The 17,099-nt window shown below is 38.0% G+C and carries 15 protein-coding genes and 7 tRNA genes; 6 read left to right on the top strand and 16 right to left on the bottom strand.

All coding sequences use genetic code 11. From position 1 onward, the window contains the following. The first annotated feature begins 142 nt into the window (after nucleotides 1-142). Nucleotides 143-664, top strand: a complete 522-nt coding sequence (locus BW724_RS00525; protein WP_088073170.1) for an RNA polymerase sigma factor — start codon at nucleotides 143-145, stop codon at nucleotides 662-664. Further along, nucleotides 648-1,454, top strand: a complete 807-nt coding sequence (locus BW724_RS00520) for a hypothetical protein (protein WP_088073169.1) — start codon at nucleotides 648-650, stop codon at nucleotides 1,452-1,454. Before BW724_RS00525 ends, BW724_RS00520 begins: the two co-directional genes overlap by 17 nt. 207 nt (nucleotides 1,455-1,661) lie before the next feature. Here BW724_RS00520 and BW724_RS00515 read toward each other — a convergent pair whose 3' ends face one another. Beyond that, entirely contained in the window at nucleotides 1,662-2,123 is a 462-nt protein-coding gene (locus BW724_RS00515; RefSeq protein ID WP_088073168.1) for a hypothetical protein, read from the bottom strand. A 547-nt stretch (nucleotides 2,124-2,670) separates the two neighbouring features. Between BW724_RS00515 and BW724_RS00510 the strand changes: the two genes are divergently transcribed. Continuing rightward, the gene (locus BW724_RS00510; RefSeq protein WP_088073167.1) at nucleotides 2,671-3,135 is read left to right on the top strand and encodes a GyrI-like domain-containing protein; all 465 of its coding nucleotides are present in this window, start codon (nucleotides 2,671-2,673) and stop codon (nucleotides 3,133-3,135) included. Between the two features lie 805 nt (nucleotides 3,136-3,940). On the opposite strand, the gene glmS is transcribed toward BW724_RS00510, so the two are convergent. The 6 genes from glmS to sigW form a co-directional block, all read right to left on the bottom strand. Further along, nucleotides 3,941-5,743 carry a glutamine--fructose-6-phosphate transaminase (isomerizing) gene (glmS, locus tag BW724_RS00505; protein ID WP_088073166.1) on the bottom strand — a complete coding sequence of 601 codons (1,803 nt, stop codon included), beginning with the start codon at nucleotides 5,741-5,743 and terminating at the stop codon, nucleotides 3,941-3,943. A gap of 605 nt (nucleotides 5,744-6,348) precedes the next feature. Beyond that, nucleotides 6,349-7,710, bottom strand: a complete 1,362-nt coding sequence (gene glmM, locus BW724_RS00500) for a phosphoglucosamine mutase (RefSeq protein ID WP_088073165.1) — start codon at nucleotides 7,708-7,710, stop codon at nucleotides 6,349-6,351. A 56-nt stretch (nucleotides 7,711-7,766) separates the two neighbouring features. After that, complete coding sequence (locus BW724_RS00495; protein WP_088073164.1) at nucleotides 7,767-9,104, bottom strand: CdaR family protein; 1,338 nt, start codon at nucleotides 9,102-9,104, stop codon at nucleotides 7,767-7,769. Then, nucleotides 9,097-9,921, bottom strand: coding sequence for a diadenylate cyclase CdaA (gene cdaA / locus BW724_RS00490; protein WP_088073163.1), 825 nt, complete (start codon nucleotides 9,919-9,921; stop codon nucleotides 9,097-9,099). The genes BW724_RS00495 and cdaA overlap by 8 nt, the downstream gene beginning before the upstream one ends. A 300-nt stretch (nucleotides 9,922-10,221) precedes the next feature. Continuing rightward, complete coding sequence (locus tag BW724_RS00485; RefSeq protein WP_088073162.1) at nucleotides 10,222-10,872, bottom strand: zf-HC2 domain-containing protein; 651 nt, start codon at nucleotides 10,870-10,872, stop codon at nucleotides 10,222-10,224. A gap of 22 nt (nucleotides 10,873-10,894) precedes the next feature. Then, nucleotides 10,895-11,458 carry an RNA polymerase sigma factor SigW gene (sigW, locus tag BW724_RS00480; RefSeq protein ID WP_088073161.1) on the bottom strand — a complete coding sequence of 188 codons (564 nt, stop codon included), beginning with the start codon at nucleotides 11,456-11,458 and terminating at the stop codon, nucleotides 10,895-10,897. A 267-nt stretch (nucleotides 11,459-11,725) separates the two neighbouring features. On the opposite strand from sigW, the gene BW724_RS00475 reads away from it, so the two are divergent. Continuing rightward, entirely contained in the window at nucleotides 11,726-11,914 is a 189-nt protein-coding gene (locus tag BW724_RS00475) for an aspartyl-phosphate phosphatase Spo0E family protein (RefSeq protein ID WP_088073160.1), read from the top strand. A 925-nt stretch (nucleotides 11,915-12,839) separates the two neighbouring features. Here BW724_RS00475 and BW724_RS00470 read toward each other — a convergent pair. From BW724_RS00470 to BW724_RS00435, 8 genes are all read right to left on the bottom strand, one after another. Then, nucleotides 12,840-12,915, bottom strand: a tRNA-Ala gene (locus BW724_RS00470). A gap of 193 nt (nucleotides 12,916-13,108) precedes the next feature. Continuing rightward, nucleotides 13,109-13,184, bottom strand: a tRNA-Lys gene (locus tag BW724_RS00465). 317 nt (nucleotides 13,185-13,501) lie between these two features. Beyond that, nucleotides 13,502-13,576, bottom strand: a tRNA-Gln gene (locus BW724_RS00460). Nucleotides 13,577-13,675: 99 nt separating this feature from the next. Beyond that, nucleotides 13,676-13,750 (bottom strand) — tRNA-Glu (locus BW724_RS00455). Between the two features lie 7 nt (nucleotides 13,751-13,757). Continuing rightward, nucleotides 13,758-13,833 (bottom strand) — tRNA-Thr (locus BW724_RS00450). 2 nt (nucleotides 13,834-13,835) lie between these two features. After that, nucleotides 13,836-13,911: transfer RNA gene (locus BW724_RS00445), tRNA-Asn, on the bottom strand. A 90-nt stretch (nucleotides 13,912-14,001) separates the two neighbouring features. Next, nucleotides 14,002-14,077, bottom strand: a tRNA-Asn gene (locus BW724_RS00440). Between the two features lie 218 nt (nucleotides 14,078-14,295). Next, entirely contained in the window at nucleotides 14,296-14,541 is a 246-nt protein-coding gene (locus BW724_RS00435; protein WP_088073159.1) for a hypothetical protein, read from the bottom strand. Between the two features lie 118 nt (nucleotides 14,542-14,659). On the opposite strand from BW724_RS00435, the gene pdaB reads away from it, so the two are divergent. Beyond that, nucleotides 14,660-15,418: a polysaccharide deacetylase family sporulation protein PdaB gene (pdaB, locus tag BW724_RS00430; protein ID WP_088073158.1), complete on the top strand. Its 759-nt coding sequence runs from the start codon at nucleotides 14,660-14,662 to the stop codon at nucleotides 15,416-15,418. Nucleotides 15,419-15,503: 85 nt separating this feature from the next. On the opposite strand, the gene BW724_RS00425 is transcribed toward pdaB, so the two are convergent. Then, nucleotides 15,504-16,139, bottom strand: a complete 636-nt coding sequence (locus BW724_RS00425; protein WP_088073157.1) for a KinB-signaling pathway activation protein — start codon at nucleotides 16,137-16,139, stop codon at nucleotides 15,504-15,506. Between the two features lie 254 nt (nucleotides 16,140-16,393). On the opposite strand from BW724_RS00425, the gene gerD reads away from it, so the two are divergent. Continuing rightward, the gene (gerD, locus tag BW724_RS00420) at nucleotides 16,394-17,068 is read left to right on the top strand and encodes a spore germination lipoprotein GerD (protein WP_235848855.1); all 675 of its coding nucleotides are present in this window, start codon (nucleotides 16,394-16,396) and stop codon (nucleotides 17,066-17,068) included. The last annotated feature ends 31 nt before the right edge of the window (nucleotides 17,069-17,099 follow it).

Below are 17,099 nucleotides of genomic sequence, written 5' to 3'. Positions count from 1 at the left end.
AGATATCCTTTTCGCTTTTGGATTCTATATTTGGATTTATAAACTCATAATTATTAATTTTCAATAAAAAACTTATAAAACTGCCACTTTTTTCAAAAATATACGTCTAAGGTATGAAATGTAGGAGTCAGGAGGTGTCGTTTTGTTAGAAGACTACCAAATAATAACGGATTGGTATGAGAAGTACAGTGATTCTATTCAGTCATTCATTTATATCATGGTCCACGATTTTCAACAATCAGAAGACTTAATGCAAGATACGTTTTTCAGAGCCTACAGAAAGCTCGATACTTTTAAGGGGGAATCCACTGAAAAAACTTGGCTGTTTTCGATAGCCCATAATGTAACGATTGATTTTTTAAGAAAACGAAAAACCTTGCAGTTGTTTAAAGGAGTTTTTCGAGAAACGCCATCCGGGGATACTCCGGAGTCGGTGTATATGCTAAAGGAAGAAAACAACGAATTGTTTCTAGCACTAAATGAGTTAAAAGACCAACAAAAACTTGTAATAACTATGAGGAAAATAAAAGGTTTCAGCATTAAGGAAACCAGTGAAATCTTAGGTTGGTCTGAGACTAAGGTAAAAACCACACTACATAGGGCCCTACCAGTATTGGAATCAAAAATGAAGAATAGGGGGATTTTCTATGAAAAGGTCACCTGATAAATACAAGGATTTGGATGAAAACATTATGGCTTTAAGAGGAGAAAGTAGTAGAAGATTAACCTTAGATAGAATCACAGATAGAATAGAAGAATATGAGAATAAGAATAAGAAGTTTCTGTTTATTAAATATGGATTTTCCATAGCTATGTTTCTTGGTATCCTTTTCCTTGTTTTTCAATTGACTTCCTTAACCGATTTCAACCAAAAAGGAACCATTCAGGAGACATTAATTCCTCCAACAACCTCATCAGATGGCGGGATATCACCTTCCGAAAACACGGAATCGGATTCAGAGGAGGAACCAGTAACAGAAGAAGTAGAAGAACAGATAGAAGAGGATCCTCTTGAAAAATATGGAGACTTTTACATTGTAGAAGAGGATTATATAGCTATAAATACTTATGCTGTTATGCTCATTGATGAAGAAGCAGATGAAATACTAATTGAAAATGTTAATATTAAAGATTTTGCCAGAGATCATGTAAATGTATTTAAGGAAATTCCAGATCATGAAAGTGAGCGGCTTATTAATGCGGGGTTTCCGGAAGAGTATTACTATTATTTAAGTGCAACAGGGGTACAAGAATCCATTGGACCACGAGGTTACATTCAAGTAACAGGTGAAGAAATTGAAAAGGTTATTGCTGAGATCATGGAAGTAACCAGTGTAATGGTTGCAGAAGGAAAACCAGGTTACCCAATGGGAGAAGAAATGGAAGAGCTTGTGCAACAGATGTACGAACTATTTGTTGAGCTAGATGAATATGTTAACGGGAGAGATAGTTAGGTGTTTATCTTCTGCTGTGTACAGGAAATTGCTAATACTTAATGGTTATTGTTGATTTTTCACGAATCAAGAGGGAACCACATATATTCCTCTGCTAAAAAGTCGGTTCCCGTCCTCACTCCCCTCAAACCTTTGTGGCTCTATGCCCCCTCTTATTTCGCCTTTTTTCTTCATTCCATTCTGCTAAAAATAGTTTCCATTTCGTTATTATTCCAAAACTTTAAAAGGAGTTTTAAGTTCAGCTTCTTTAAACTCTATTATCTCCGGCTCTTGTTTCTTTCCAGAAAGGGTAATATATGCTTCCTGTTCATTAATCCACTCCACTATTACATTGGATGATTCAAGTCTGTCTCCTTCATTTAAAACCCTACGTTCAATGGAGTTACTCTTAGATTTAATAATGACTTTAGAATCCGTTTCACCCCCAACATACCCTTTTTCAACAATTTCAATTGTATTTGTGGCATTAGGTGACTCACTTACTAGCAAGACTGTTTCTTCATTTAGTTCTTCATATACTTTCATTCCCCATATAACGATTGGAATTGAGATTAAAACGAGTAAAGCACATGCTGCTGCTAAAAATCCTATGAAACACCCTTTATAGGTTTTGTTTATAGTTTCTTTCCTAATCCTATTATATTTCTCTTCCTCATTAGTTTTCTGCATGTGAAACACCTCTAATTATTCATTTCATTGGTCACTGCTCTTTTAGAAATTAAATAGCACTTGTAACTCAACAACCTTGAACGACTTTTCCATCAAACTATTACTTCTATTAAATCACGTTTTTTCGAGATTGACTTACAGAAAACCCCCGCATAAAAAATTCGCTTCCATAATTGATAACTATCTGATTCCATATAGTCTCCTTCTATGATCGCAATAACTTCTACAGTTTAACCACCTTAGCAGAATTACTTTTCAGTATATAGATCCGGATAGCACGAGACTCCAACATAACGTGTCAATAAAAAGGAGGCGCTATATCTGACCTATAAAGTAAATTAGCAAAGAAAAAACAGTTTAGTATAGTCCTCCACATACTTAATCATCATAATTTTGACCATTATGTCACCTTACCTAATCCCCTTAAATAATTAGCAATATATTGAAAATTCACAATTTAGCCAAACTCCTGAAATAACATTATCCTATTATAGAAGTAAAATTAAAAGTAGATATAAAGCCTTTATTAATGATGGGAGGTAATGATATGGAAATAAAAAAGTGTATCAAAGAGTCCTTTTCGGTTATCGGTAAAGAAGGCTCTACCAATGATGGTGAATCTTTTATACAAAAATTGTGGGATGATGCTAATGCTAATTTTGCAGAAGTGGTACCATTAGCGAAGAAAGATGAGAATGGAAACCTTATTGGAATATGGGGAGCCATGTCCGACTTCTCCCGCTCATTCAATCCATGGGATAATCATTTTAAAGAAGGACTTTACCTTGCGGGTATTGAGGCTGTAGATAATTCTCAACCACCACCAGGTTGGGTGAAGTGGACAATTCCATCGTATGAGTACATTTATGTCGAGAATGAATCTCAGAATACGTTCAGTGAAGTTAGTGAGTACCTGAAAGAAAACAATATCAAACTTGCTGGTGCAGTTCATGACTATATCTGTCCTGGAAATGGACAAGGGTATATCTTTTTTCCTATACGAAGAATATGACAAAATCTATTTTCGCATTTTTGTATGTAGTTAAAGATGTCCCCACAATAATTACGATCCACACTGGAAGGAAACTAAACATAAAACGGAAGGTTTTCCTCCTGATCTAGGCAAGGAAAACACTGATTCAATGTGATTGGGAATCCAACTTAAAAAGATCAGGAGGAACCGAAAGCCTTACATAGCAAGGTTTGGCGGATACTCGTGTAGACAGAAACGGTTGATATTAAACTGCCAAAAAGTCGGTTTCCCTCCCCTCTCTCCTCCTCACTCCCCTCAAACCCTTGTGGCTCTTAGCCCCACCTCTCTTATCTCGCCTTATTTCTTCATTCCATTATGCTAAAAAGTTCTTCCCTCAAAAGGCTTCTTTTTCGCCATTTTGCCCTCTTTTTTCTGTTCTGGGTTGTATCGAATATTCAGACAATGTTAAAAAGATGTTCCATAATGGAGAGAAGAATTAGGAGAAAAGAAAGGAAATGCAACTATACTAGGATGGTTTTACAGTTAGGAAACACACTGAATAGAGGTTAAATATCCTACGGTTCTATAATTTGAAATACCACTGAAACCCTTATTGGACAAGGGATTGAAGGTGGATTGGATAAAAGAAAAAAGACTGGACCCGTATTGGATCCAGCCAGAGTGTTGATTGATTTAACGATTGAATTAACGTGATTGTCTCTTTGTTCTTCCTCCCTCGCTCTTCCCTCCGTTATACCAACTATTTAGCAGTAGGTACCGACTTTTTAGCGTGGGGAAAGAGAATAAGGCAGCTATATAATTTATAAATTTATCTAATCATCTGTTATTCAACTGTCACTGATTTAGCTAAGTTTCTTGGCTTATCAACGTCGCAGTCACGGTGTAGTGCTGCATAATAAGAGATAAGCTGTAATGGAATAACACTTACTAATGGTGACAGGTAATCATGCACTTTTGGAAGAACTAGTTGATCGTCGCTTTCTTGAAGTCCTTCCATGCTGATCATACATGGAGAAGCACCACGTGCGACAACTTCCTTTAGGTTACCGCGAATGCTTAAGTTTACATGCTCTTGTGTAGCAACAGCTACAACTGGTGTACCTTCTTCAATTAAAGCAATTGTTCCGTGCTTTAACTCTCCCCCAGCGAAACCTTCCGCTTGGATATAAGAGATTTCCTTTAGTTTTAAAGCACCTTCAAGACAGACGAAGTAGTCAATAGCACGACCGATGAAGAAACAGTTACGAGTCACACTTAAATATTCACGAGCAATGACTTCCATTTGCTCCTTCTGATCTGTTAATGTTTCCATAGCACTTGCTACGATCGCAAGCTCCTGTAATGGATCAAAGTCCATTTGTATTCCAGCAGCCTTTGCTGTGTCTACTGCAAGAATTGCTAATACTGCCATTTGCGCTGTGTAAGCCTTCGTAGAAGCAACTGCAATTTCAGGTCCAGCATACGTGTGCAGTGTAAAGTCCGCTTCACGAGACAGTGTTGATCCTGGAACGTTTGTAATCGTTAGGGCATTGTGTCCCATTTCCTTCACATTCACTAGAACACCACGGCTGTCTGCAGTTTCACCGCTTTGTGATATAAAAATAAAGAGTGGGTTTTCACTAATGAGTGGCATATTGTACAGAAATTCACTGGCAATATGCGTCTCAACTGGTTTGTTGGCTATTTTTTCAATTAGTTGCTTACCGACTAAACCAGCGTGGTAGCTAGTTCCGGCAGCAATAATATAAATTCGGTCAGCATCTAACATAGCTTGACGTATATCCTCATCAAGCTTAATGCTTTCATCTTCTTCTTTATATTTAGAGATGATGTTACGAATAACGAATGGCTGCTCATCGATTTCTTTTAACATATAGTGAGGGTACGTACCCTTTTCAATGTCACTTGCGTCTAACTCTGCAATATAAGAATCACGAGTTACCACCTCTCCAGCAAGGGTTTTGATCGTTACGTTCTCTTTTGTAACAATAACGATCTCCTTATCCATTAACTCCACATACTCGTTAGTAACTTGTAACATTGCCATCGCATCACTTGCTACAACGTTAACATTATCACTTAATCCGACTAGGAGTGGACTTTTATTTTTACCAACATAGATTGTCTCTGTGTCTTCGTTATCCAATAGAGCTGTCGCATATGAACCCTTCAATAAACTTAAGGCTTTGCGGAATGCCTCTTCTGTAGCCATTCCTTCCCGTGCAAAGCGTTCGATAAGCTGAACGATAATCTCTGTATCTGTATCACTCGCTAGTTCCACATCTTGAAGGTATTCTCTTCTTAATTGTTCATAATTCTCAATTACTCCATTGTGAACGATTGTGAATCGCTTATTTGTACTCTGATGAGGGTGTGCATTTACTTGACTAGGGACACCATGCGTTGCCCAGCGTGTATGACCAATTCCGATAAATCCTTCGTCATTCTGATCTACACACTCTCTTAACGTCGCAATTCTTCCCTTTTCTTTATACACATGAACACCATCGTTACCTGCAATAGCAATTCCTGCAGAATCATAACCTCTATATTCTAGTTTCTCTAGTCCTCTTAATAAAATTTCCTTTGCATCATCTGTTCCTACATAACCAACGATTCCACACATAATATATTTCCTCCCTTAGCAGGGCAAGAAACACCGGGGCATTCTTGCCCCACTCTTTGTTTGTTTTAGTTTTTCGATTATGAGTGCATCAATACAATTACTTTTGTTCGAAAAGTCACCTTTCCGTTTTAGGTAATTGTTTTCGGTTGTGATGACGCAACCGGGAGGCATCCGCCGAACGCTTCGATAAACCTCCTCCTCGTCAACTATGCAGTAATCCGTACGTTGCATAGTCCTGGCGCTTTTAAATTGTACTTTCTCTCATAAGGCCTCCTCTCTTCTCAAATCTCATTAATCATACTATAATGTTTGAATTCTGGTCAACTGCATTTGTGTTCTTTTCCAAACACTTCCTCTCCGCTTCCATCACCTCCCTTATAGAATCACCAACTTACATAGAATTAAATATTATTTTAACTGTTCGCTTAGAAATGATTAAACTGCGTTGATGAGTCTGAACGACGAGTTCGTATAGAACTCATCAACTACTCTTATGACTAATAATAATATCCAGTTCTTAGGTTAAAGGTGACTCATATTTAATTAATATAAAATATGCATGGAAAGCCATAGTGTGAACTATGAATTCCATGCATATTGTTACATTAGTCTATAGAGCCTAACTCTCTTTTTACAACACCAACAATTTTCTCAACGTACTTCTCGCACATTTCTTCTGTTGGCGCTTCCGCCATCACTCGGACAAGTGGTTCTGTACCAGAAGGGCGGACTAATATTCGTCCTTGGCCATTCATTTCTGCTTCAACTTCATCGATTTCGACAGCAATAACTTCATTGTTTGTAAGTGCATGCTTATCTGCTACCCTTACATTCACAAGTTTTTGAGGAAATTTCGGCATTTCAGCTGCAAGCTCTGAAAGTGGTCTGCCAGTAGCTTTCAAAATGCTACAAAGCTGAAGTCCAGTTAATAAGCCGTCACCTGTTGTTGTATAATCCAAGAAGATGATATGTCCAGATTGTTCTCCACCTAGATTGTAACCACCTTTTCGCATTTCTTCCATTACATAACGGTCACCAACAGAAGTTTGTTTTGCATTAATACCGTTTCCTTCTAACGCTTTATAGAATCCGAGATTACTCATCACTGTTGTGACTACCGTATCATCTTTTAATCGACCTTGCTCTTTCATATGTTTTGCACATATGTACATGATTTGGTCACCATCAACGATATTTCCTTTTTCATCAACTGCGATCAGACGGTCAGCATCTCCATCAAAAGCTAATCCGATGTCTGCTCCTTTTTCTAATACCAGTTCAACAAGTGGTTCTGGATGCGTGGAACCAACACCATCATTAATGTTTATTCCATTAGGTGCAGCGCCAATTGTTGAGATTTGATCTGATTCCAAGTCAGCAAATAAGTGTGCTGCTAAAGGTGAAGCAGCTCCGTTTGCACAGTCGATTGCGATATGAAGTCCAGAGAAATCCTCCATAATTGTTTGCTTTAAGAACTGAAGATATTTTTGACCACCCTCAAAATAATCATTCACTTGACCAATATTTGCACCCACTGGACGAGGAAGATCATCTTCCATGTTATCTTCCTGCTCCAATAACTTCTCAATCTCTTCTTCTTGCGCATCAAGCAGCTTAAAGCCGTCTGATCCAAAGAATTTGATTCCGTTATCTTCTACAGGGTTATGAGATGCAGAAATCATAACACCTGCATCTGCACTTAATGCTTTCGTTAAGAAAGCTACCCCTGGTGTAGAAATGACACCTAACCGCATTACCTCTGCACCGATAGATAATAGACCAGCTACAAGCGCCCCTTCTAACATATGTCCAGAAATTCGTGTATCTCTACCAATCAGTATCTTTGGTTTCTCTGTCTCTTTTGTTAAAACATAGCCACCAAATCTCCCAAGTTTAAAAGCTAATTCAGGTGTTAATTCCTTATTTGCTACCCCTCTCACACCATCGGTACCAAAAAACTTTCCCATTTGAATCTCTCCTTAAGGTTTTTCATTCAATGATTATCTGCTGTTGTCTTGTTGTATTACGAAGTGTCTTCAGGAGGAGATTCCCCCTCTTCATCATCAATTTCCATTTCCTCAATACCTTCAACTTCGGGATCCTCTGGTTCTTCAAGCTCCTCTGTAGGATCAGTAATATAAATCTCTACAGTTGGTTGATTATGACTTATCCTAACATTTTGTGGTCCAATAAATTGTAGCGGTAATTCATGCTCCCCTACTTCTAAACCACTCAGATCTATATAAACTTGAAAGTCTTCCCTGTCCACTCGCTCTAATACGCTTGGACTACCCATTAAACCTATGTTTACTAAACCGTCTTCCGGGTCTATAAATGTATATTCAAATTCTTCTGGAAGTCCATTCACTTCAATGGTCACATCTGTAAATTCACGTACCTCTTCTTCTGATATTTCCACATGAACTTCAACAGTCTCCGGTTCTACTCTCTCCACGCCGTCTGGAACAGGTACAGGCACTTCGATGGTAGTATCCCGTGTAATTTCACTCAAATCAATTTTTATACCATCAATAAATGATATATCATTAATAACATCTATTGGACCATATATCGTTACGACATTTGGTTCCGTATATATATTCTCAATAGCTATGCCTTCAGGGAGTTCTCCCTCTCGCTCAATTCGTAAAGGCACTTCTTTATTTGGACTTGTAATCGGTACCGTAACTTCTACTGCTGGTGGGTCCGTATTAAGATCCATTTCATTTCCATTTTGGTCTAAAACAATAACAGATGCTACTTCCTGGAAGGTTGCATTCCTATTTGCTACATCTACCACTGCCCTAACACTGTTAATTTGTTCAATAATACCCCTTGCAGCAGTAATATCTACATTAGTTGGGGTTGTATATGGTGTTCCTATCGTATAACCTTCTTCTATCTCCCCTTGATTAATGAGCTCAACATCTACAGGGAAGGACACCGTTTGTTTTTCTTGAACAGTAACACGGACTGTTCTTGGGTTAATGGTCACATCTACATCATTCGGAAAACCTGAGTACTGTACTCTTTCATAATGAACACCTGGTTCCTTACCTCGAACATCAACATATAGTTCATACTCTGGTCGCGGCATTAACTGAAACTGCCTTAATACATTCTGCGGTCCACGAACCGTTACTTGAACATTGGCAGGATCTACTTCCGTGACAACTTGATAACCATCATCATGGTAAACAGTTAAGTCAACTTCCATAATATTTCTTATTTGGCTTGTTATTCCAGGTATACCCCCTGGCTGGTTATTTATATTTTCAGCATTCACCATTAAAAACAAAAGAATTGCTATTAGTAGTGAAATCCATTTGATAAACCAAGTGTTATTAAACCACTTATCCATTCTTCTTCCCTCCCCACTGCCAACGTGATCGGGAAGATGAGCTAGTTGTATCCTGCTTCATCAACTCTTTTTCTAATAAAGTTTTTAATGCATCCTCATCTAAGTTTCGATGAAGTTCCCCATTTTTTGTCGCTGAAATTGCACCCGTTTCCTCTGAAATAATTAATGTAACAGCATCTGTCACTTCACTGACACCAAGGGCTGCACGGTGCCTCGTACCCAACTCTTTAGAAATAAACGGATTTTCTGATAAAGGTAAATAACACCCTGCTGCAATTATCTCATTGCTTTTAATGATAACAGCACCATCATGTAACGGTGTATTCGGAATAAACACGTTGATAAGCAACTCCGACGTCAGTTTTGCATTCATCGGAATTCCCGTTTCTACATAATCGGTCATACCTGTTTCACGCTCTAAAGAAATAAGCGCACCAATACGACGTTTACCCATATAAGCAGACGCTTTTACTATATGATCAATCGTATTCTTAATTTCCTCTTCTTCAGCTACAGAACTCTTTGAAAAAAAACGACCTCGACCAAGTTGCTCTAGGGCTCGCCTTAATTCTGGTTGAAATATAATAATAATGGCCAGTAAACCATAAGTCACCGCTTGTTCCATCATCCACTGTAATGTATATAATTGAAACGTACTACTCAGAAACCATACTGCTAAAATCACCGTGATCCCTTTTAACAGTTGAACTGCCCGTGTACCACGAACGACCATGATAAGCTTGTATATAACAAATGTCACCAATGCTATATCGATGACAATTGTAAGAATCCTGAGTAGAGAAATGTCCTCAAACATGGCATATCCCCCAAAGAATATCATTACTTCCTATTTTTATTAACTTTAACATTATATCATAATTTTATCATCATATTTTACGTTTATGCCTTCTAGGCTACTTTTCAATTCACGTCAAAAGGGACACATGAAAAAATTGATCATGTGTCCTAAAGAAAGATCACTATTAAACACTATCTCAAATGTAATGAATGAAAGCACCATGTAAAAGGATATGTCAGTAACTTAGTAGTTGAATGAGCGAAGGGTGATTACACTGTAACCATTACCAAATTAACATTTTTATTTTCACGGTACCGATTAATTAAAGACATTAATTACATCTGAAAAGAAAGATTTAATGTGAAACCATAGCCAGCCAAAAACTTGATTAATTTCATTAATCTCACCTGCTACATGCCCAGTTGAGGCTAAATAGTTTTCCCCATTAGTAAGGTCAGAGTAGATGAGTTCCCCATTAATGACAGTAATACTCCCATTTACCTCTCCAGCTATTTCTATATCTCCGTTCCTTACGGTTATATCTCCAGAAATTACCTCCCCTTCAGGAATGATGACCACACCACGCTCCTCATCAACAACAAAGTGCCCATCACCCTGGACGATAATTTCCTTTTGACCCCCGGTCCAGATCGAGGAAACACTCATAATAAACACGAGGAAAAATACCGCTGCTGTTATCAAATATGGATGTCTTCTCGTCCACGTTTTCCACTGATTAGTCCTTGTTTCCTTAGGAAGCTGTTTCATGACATTTGCTGTAAAATCCTTTGGCGCCTCCATATGGGATGCACTTTGAACTATTGCCACTGTCTTGCGTAGCTCTCTCAAGTGGCCACTACAGTCAGCACAATGAAGAAGGTGGTTTTCAAGTTTCTTCTTTTCTAGCAACGTCATTTCTTCATCAAGGTATTTATGAATTAAATGACTATATTCATTTTCGCACGCCATCACCGGTCCCCCCTTCCTTGACTCATGAATCTCTCAGCCTCTTTCGCAAGGCTTCCCTACCCCGATGTATTCTCGTTTTCACAGTTGCTACAGGAAGATTAAGAATTTCGCTTATCTCTTTCAAAGAAAGGTCCTCCATGTATTTCAATATTATCGCAGAACGGTATTTTGGTGGTAGCATCATGATTTCATTTTGCACCCATTCCTGCATTTCAAATTTAACTACCTGGTCTTCAGGTAATGCTTCATCCGTTGCAATTTGCGAATAATAGTTAAGGTCTTCTGTCCCAGCCACCTGATCTTCCAAATGAAAATCTGGTTTCTTCTTTCGTATACGATCTATCGCCAAATTGGTTGCAATTCTAAATAACCAAGTAGAAAACTTTCGATTTATATCGTACGTTTCTAAGTTAGTATACGCCCTTAAGAAAGCCTCTTGTGCAACGTCTTGTGCTTCATGGGCATTTCCAAGCATGCGATAGGCTACTTGATAAACCTTATCTTTGTATATTTCGACTAATTCGGAGAATGCCTGCTGATCTCCCTTTTTTACTTCTATGATAATTTTTTTTACAACCGCATCCATTATTGTTACCTCCGCTTCCGAGCGGTTATCTCCTTTACGAAAACAACCTTTAAAAGGTTTCAAACAATAATTTAATTTTATCATTTTATTATAAAAAAAACATAACTGTTTATGAAAATAGCATGTTTTATCAGAATCTATCAAGGGTAGAATAATAACAACAGCAAGATTAATAGATTATAGATTTACTAAATTTTATTAAAACTAACAGTGTGGCAATATGATTATGTGCCTGTACTTATTAAAAATCATTAAGGAGGGTACTCCATGAGTATTCGTCAAAAAGAATTATTAGAGGAAATAGAAGTTGCTAGATCAAAAATGCATCGTCTTTCCTCCAAAAAGCCTAGAACATCAAACGAAGTAGTTCAAGTGAGTACCTACCTTGATAAACTTCTGAACAAATACCAATTAACTAACTATCAAAACTGTAAGTTACAAAAGGAGAACCAGTGATTAGCTGGTTTTCTTTTTTTGTTCGGAGGATAAGTAAGTATAATATTTTGTCACAACCACCTGTCATGAACTTGTGGTAGTTTTATTATTTGTTCGGAAGATAAATGACTGATTAGTTGAGGGGGGAGTTCAGTGGGAAGTTGATGGGGGAGTATCGGAAATCACAGTTTAGCTTCTATCTATTAGAAGAGGACACAAACTATAGTATTATTTTCAGATCACTTTTTGGATAGGGCTTTAAACGAATCGGTATTTATACTCAGTTTATTTTTATTTTACCTTTTGGCATCGGGTGCTTCTGCTTCGGGGAATTAAGCTTGATTTGTTTTACCTTTATACTTCGGCTGCTTCGGCTACGGGCAATTAAAACCGATTTATTTTACCTTTATACATCGGTTGCTTCTACTTCGGGGAATTAAACTTGATTTATTTTACCTTTACACTTCGGCTGCTTCGGCTTCGGGCAATTAAACTCAGTTTATTTTACCTTTACACTTCGGTTGCTTCGGCTTCGGGCAAATAAACTTGATTTATTTTACCTTTGTACTTCTTCCGCTTCGGCTTCGCGCAAATAAACTTGATTTATTTTACCTTTGTACTTCTTCCGCTTCGACTTCGGGCAATTAAACTTGATTTGTTTTACCTTTACACTTCGGCTGCTTCGGCTTCGGGCAATTAAAACCGATTTATTTTACCTTTATACTTCGATCGCTTCGGCTTCGGGCAAATAAAATCGGTTTATTTTACCTTTACACTTCGATTGCTTCGGCTTCGGGCAATTAAACTCGATTTATTTTACCTTACTGCATGCCCTCAACTAGAGATCCCTAAGGTATAGCAGTAATCCCTAAATCCTACTTAGTGAAGAACCCCAGACAACAAAAAAACCAGGATGTAGTTTCATCCTAGTTAATAAGTATTTTTATGGTGGAGCCTAGCGGGATCGAACCGCTGACCTCCTGCGTGCAAGGCAGGCGCTCTCCCAGCTGAGCTAAGGCCCCGTTGCTTTTTCAATGATGCTTATTCATGATGTCTTCGGACGATGTAACGCTTCGTAGTACCCTGTTTCTTCCTCTTCTAGTTTTGCTTCGGTGTTTATGCGTCGAAACAACTCGTTGCGTTTTCATGGCAGCTTTGCTCGTAGCTGAGCTAAGGCCCCGTTGTATTTTCAGTGATAATTATTGATTTGAAAAATGGTGAGCCATGAAGGACTCGAACCTTCGACCCTCTGATTAAAAGTCAGATGCTCTACCAACTGAGCTAATGGCTCGTAGTTATTTCTACGAAGTTTATTCATGTTTCTTACGGACGTTGTAACGCTTCGTAGCACCCTGTTTCTTCCTCTTCTAGTCTTGCTTCGGTGCTTATGCGTCGAAACAGCTTTAGCTTATTCGTGTTGTAAACGCTCGTTAACCAACTGTGTTTCTTCCTCTACTAGCAACGCTTCGATGTGTATCCGTCGAAACAAGTCGCAGCAAATTCACAGCAGCCTTGCTCCTAGCTAATGGCTCGTAGTTAATTTCTACGATGATTATTCATGGAGATTTCGGACGATGTTTCGCTCCGTAGTCTATAGTCTTAAAAAAATGGCTGGGCTAGCAGGATTCGAACCTGCGCATGACGGAATCAAAATCCGTTGCCTTACCGCTTGGCTATAGCCCAATAATTTAAATGAACTAGCTTAATTACAAATTCCAGCTGAATCCAAATTATCAAATTGCAAATTGCACAACCCAACCTTAAGTATGGGCAAAAAAAAAATGGTGACCCGTACGGGATTCGAACCCGTGTTACCGCCGTGAAAGGGCGGTGTCTTAACCACTTGACCAACGGGCCATTAAACTGGAGCTTCCTAGCGGGCTTGAACCGCTGACCTCATCCTTACCATGGATGCGCTCTACCTACTGAGCTAAGGAAGCATTGGCTCCACAGGCAGGACTCGAACCTGCGACCGATCGGTTAACAGCCGATTGCTCTACCAACTGAGCTACTGTGGAACGATAATAACTTTTAGAGCTCCATCACATATTAATCTTCTAACCAGGACTCAACCATTTTTCCTAAGGACAAATCACTTTTTGAAAAAATGGCTCCACAGGCAGGACTCGAACCTGCGACCGATCGGTTAACAGCCGATTGCTCTACCAACTGAGCTACTGTGGAACGATACGCATCTGGTTATCTTATGGATGAGTTACAATGATAAGACATTTGATATAATACTATTTTTTTTGTAAAAACGCAAGGGATTTATTGAAAGAAATCACAGTTACTATAGTGTACAATCTTTTGAGAGATTAAACATCTTTTTTCATTTTTTTTTAGGCCCCTGTATTTATTTTTTACAATAAAAATAATATATCAAGGGCGCATGATACTTGTCAATCAGTTTTTGATTCCTTGTATTTTCCTGAGTATTGCCTTTGTCGAACATATTGTAAATATTCCTTTTGAGGTGTAAAACGTTTATATAGTTTAAATATCATTTGATATCTTTCTTCCATAGCCCGTTTTACAATTCCATCAATTCGTGAATCTGATAAATCCAGTAATAATTCCTCTAACTCTCTTTTTAACAAATACTCCATTTCTTGAGATTCTCGTTCTGTTAACATAACACCTAGCACATGACCACCTCCAATAAATCTACATAAAGCATTATTTTCGGTTTTTGTAAATTTTATTCATATATGCCTGTCCTTCACAATACATATGAAGTAAAGAATGGACAAGGAGGCTATGAAGATGAACTTTATCTGGGTTTGGAATGCTAAGTCACTGAAGAGATATATGATCATTGCTATTGCAGGATTATTTACTGCGGGAATACTTTGGACAGGCCAGTCTCAAGTACCTGTTTTCACCACAAACGATGAACCAGTTGCGATTTACAAAGTAGAAGCGGAAGAAAAAAGATTAGCCTTGACGTTTAACATCAGCTGGGGAGAAGAGCGTGCAATCCCAATACTAGACACTTTAAAGGAACATGATTTAGAAGCCACATTCTTTGTATCTGCTGCTTGGGCAGAGAGACATCCTGAAGTAGTAGAACGAATGGTAGAAGATGGTCATGAACTTGGTAGTCATGGTTTCAAGCATGATCATTATACGTCTTGGGATGATGATGAAATCAAAAAAGATATTCAGACAGCGCATCGAATTATTCAAGAGATTACGAATGAAAGTTCAACATACTTGAGACCACCAAATGGTAGCTTTGATGATCGAGTATTAAAGATTGCCGAAGGATTAAACTATGATGTGATTCATTGGAGTGTAGATTCAAATGATTGGCAAAACCCTGGGGTTGAAAAAATTGTTGATAATGTTACTGCAAATGTAACTAATGGAGACATTATTTTAATGCATGCTTCTGATTCGGCAAAACAAACGAATGAGGCATTACCAATTATTATCGACAAATTAAAGGGGCAAGGATTCCACTTTTCCAATGTGTCTGACCTAATCTCTGGAGCGGAAGTATCTACGCAAGAAGTGCAGTAAAAATCTCCACGGAAAGCGAGTAAACTTCAGTTTGTTCCGACAAACCTATTTACGGGCTTGCCAAACAAAAAAATAAAGCTCAGCCTTATTTTTGAGGCTGAGCTTTTGCTTTAACATTTCCACTATTTTTTTTACCAGGAGATTCATGTAAGTGGTGCAGTACAAGTAACTGCCATGTATTTGCAACGAGTAACGGAACGATGGAAGTTATTAAAAAGGTTGTATCATTCTCCCTCAATGCAGGGATCCATTCTATCGTTGTTACAACGACCATAAAAAATAAAGCTGGAATAAAGGCACCCATATTTGTTTCTTTACTCTTTATATATGCAACAATTAACCCATAAATAAGTAATAGAAGTGGTAAAACGGCAAAGCCAAGCATACCTTCTCCTTCTTCCGCAAACGCCATGTGACGGAAGAACATGATGTCGAATAGTGCAAAGGCAATAATAACGACTTGGATTTTATTCCACAAGCTCACTGATTTAAAAATCCCTAATCCAAAGCGATGAACAGTTAAGTACGCAAAGAACCCCATCTGTGCAATAACAGTCCAAATAGATGCAGTAATAATAATCATGATGAATCCGCCAAATTGGCCATTACTGAGGTCATTTATATGTGTTTGAAAATCCACAATAAATCCGACTAAAAATCCGGCTACAGTACCAATAATCAAGGTTGTATAAAATAAAAAGACGACTTTTCTCGTATTCACGATAATTTTCCTCCTGTATTTCAGTCCAACTATCATTTTATCAAAAAAGCTTTTTCCTTTGCCACTTTTTTTACCTTCTACTGACTTTTTGTATATTTTTTTTAAATTTATCTCATATTATGAGCAAAAGCGCCTTTATTTCCAAAGAAGGCCCTGTTAAATTTAGATGTTTATTTTTCGCTTCAGGTTGAACGTTTTCCTCAAGTAGCATTTTCATTTAGCAGAGCCATTATAAAAGAAAGGAGCCTGCTCCTGTGTGGCATAATATTAATTGTTTTAAGAATATAAAGGATAATAAAAATATCATCACGTATTCGAAATGGCGTTTACTGCTTATCTTTGTAGTAGCTATACTCCTTTCTAGTTGTGCAGCAATGGAAGATCAAAGTAATTCTCAACCTAGCTACGAAAGCACAAAAAAGATGATGGTGGACATGTTAAAAACTGATGAAGGAAAACAGGCTATCAAAGAAGTTTTACAGGACGAAGAAGTGAAGCAGGAATTAGTGATGGAGGAATCCTTTGTCAGAGAAACAGTACAAACTACGTTAACTTCTGATGCTGGTAAGGAGTACTGGACATCCTTGATGCAAGATCCTGAGTTTGCGAAGTCCTTTGCAGAAAGTATGCAGCAAGAGAATGAGCAGATTTTAAAAAACCTTATGAAGGACCCTGAATATCAAGGTATGATGATCTCTGTCATGAAAGACCCTGAAATGGAAGAGCAATATCTAGAAACCATGCAGAGTAAAGAATATCGGCAACAAGTGCTAAACGTCATGACAGATGCATTTGAGAGCCCTTATTTTGTTGCAAAGTTAAATGAAATTATGGCTAATGTTGCGCAAAAACAGATGGAGAAACAAGATAAAGAGAACGAAACGAAAGAAGATGAAGGAGGAGAAGGGGGCGGAGGAGGAGACGAATAAAGTCGAACCCTCTCTCCCACCTAAAAAAAGG

Source organism: Litchfieldia alkalitelluris, assembly GCF_002153425.1.
Lineage (GTDB): Bacteria > Bacillota > Bacilli > Bacillales > Salisediminibacteriaceae > Evansella > Evansella alkalicola.
Note: the sequence above shows the minus strand (reverse complement) of the source record. Positions and strands in the feature narration are given on the sequence as shown.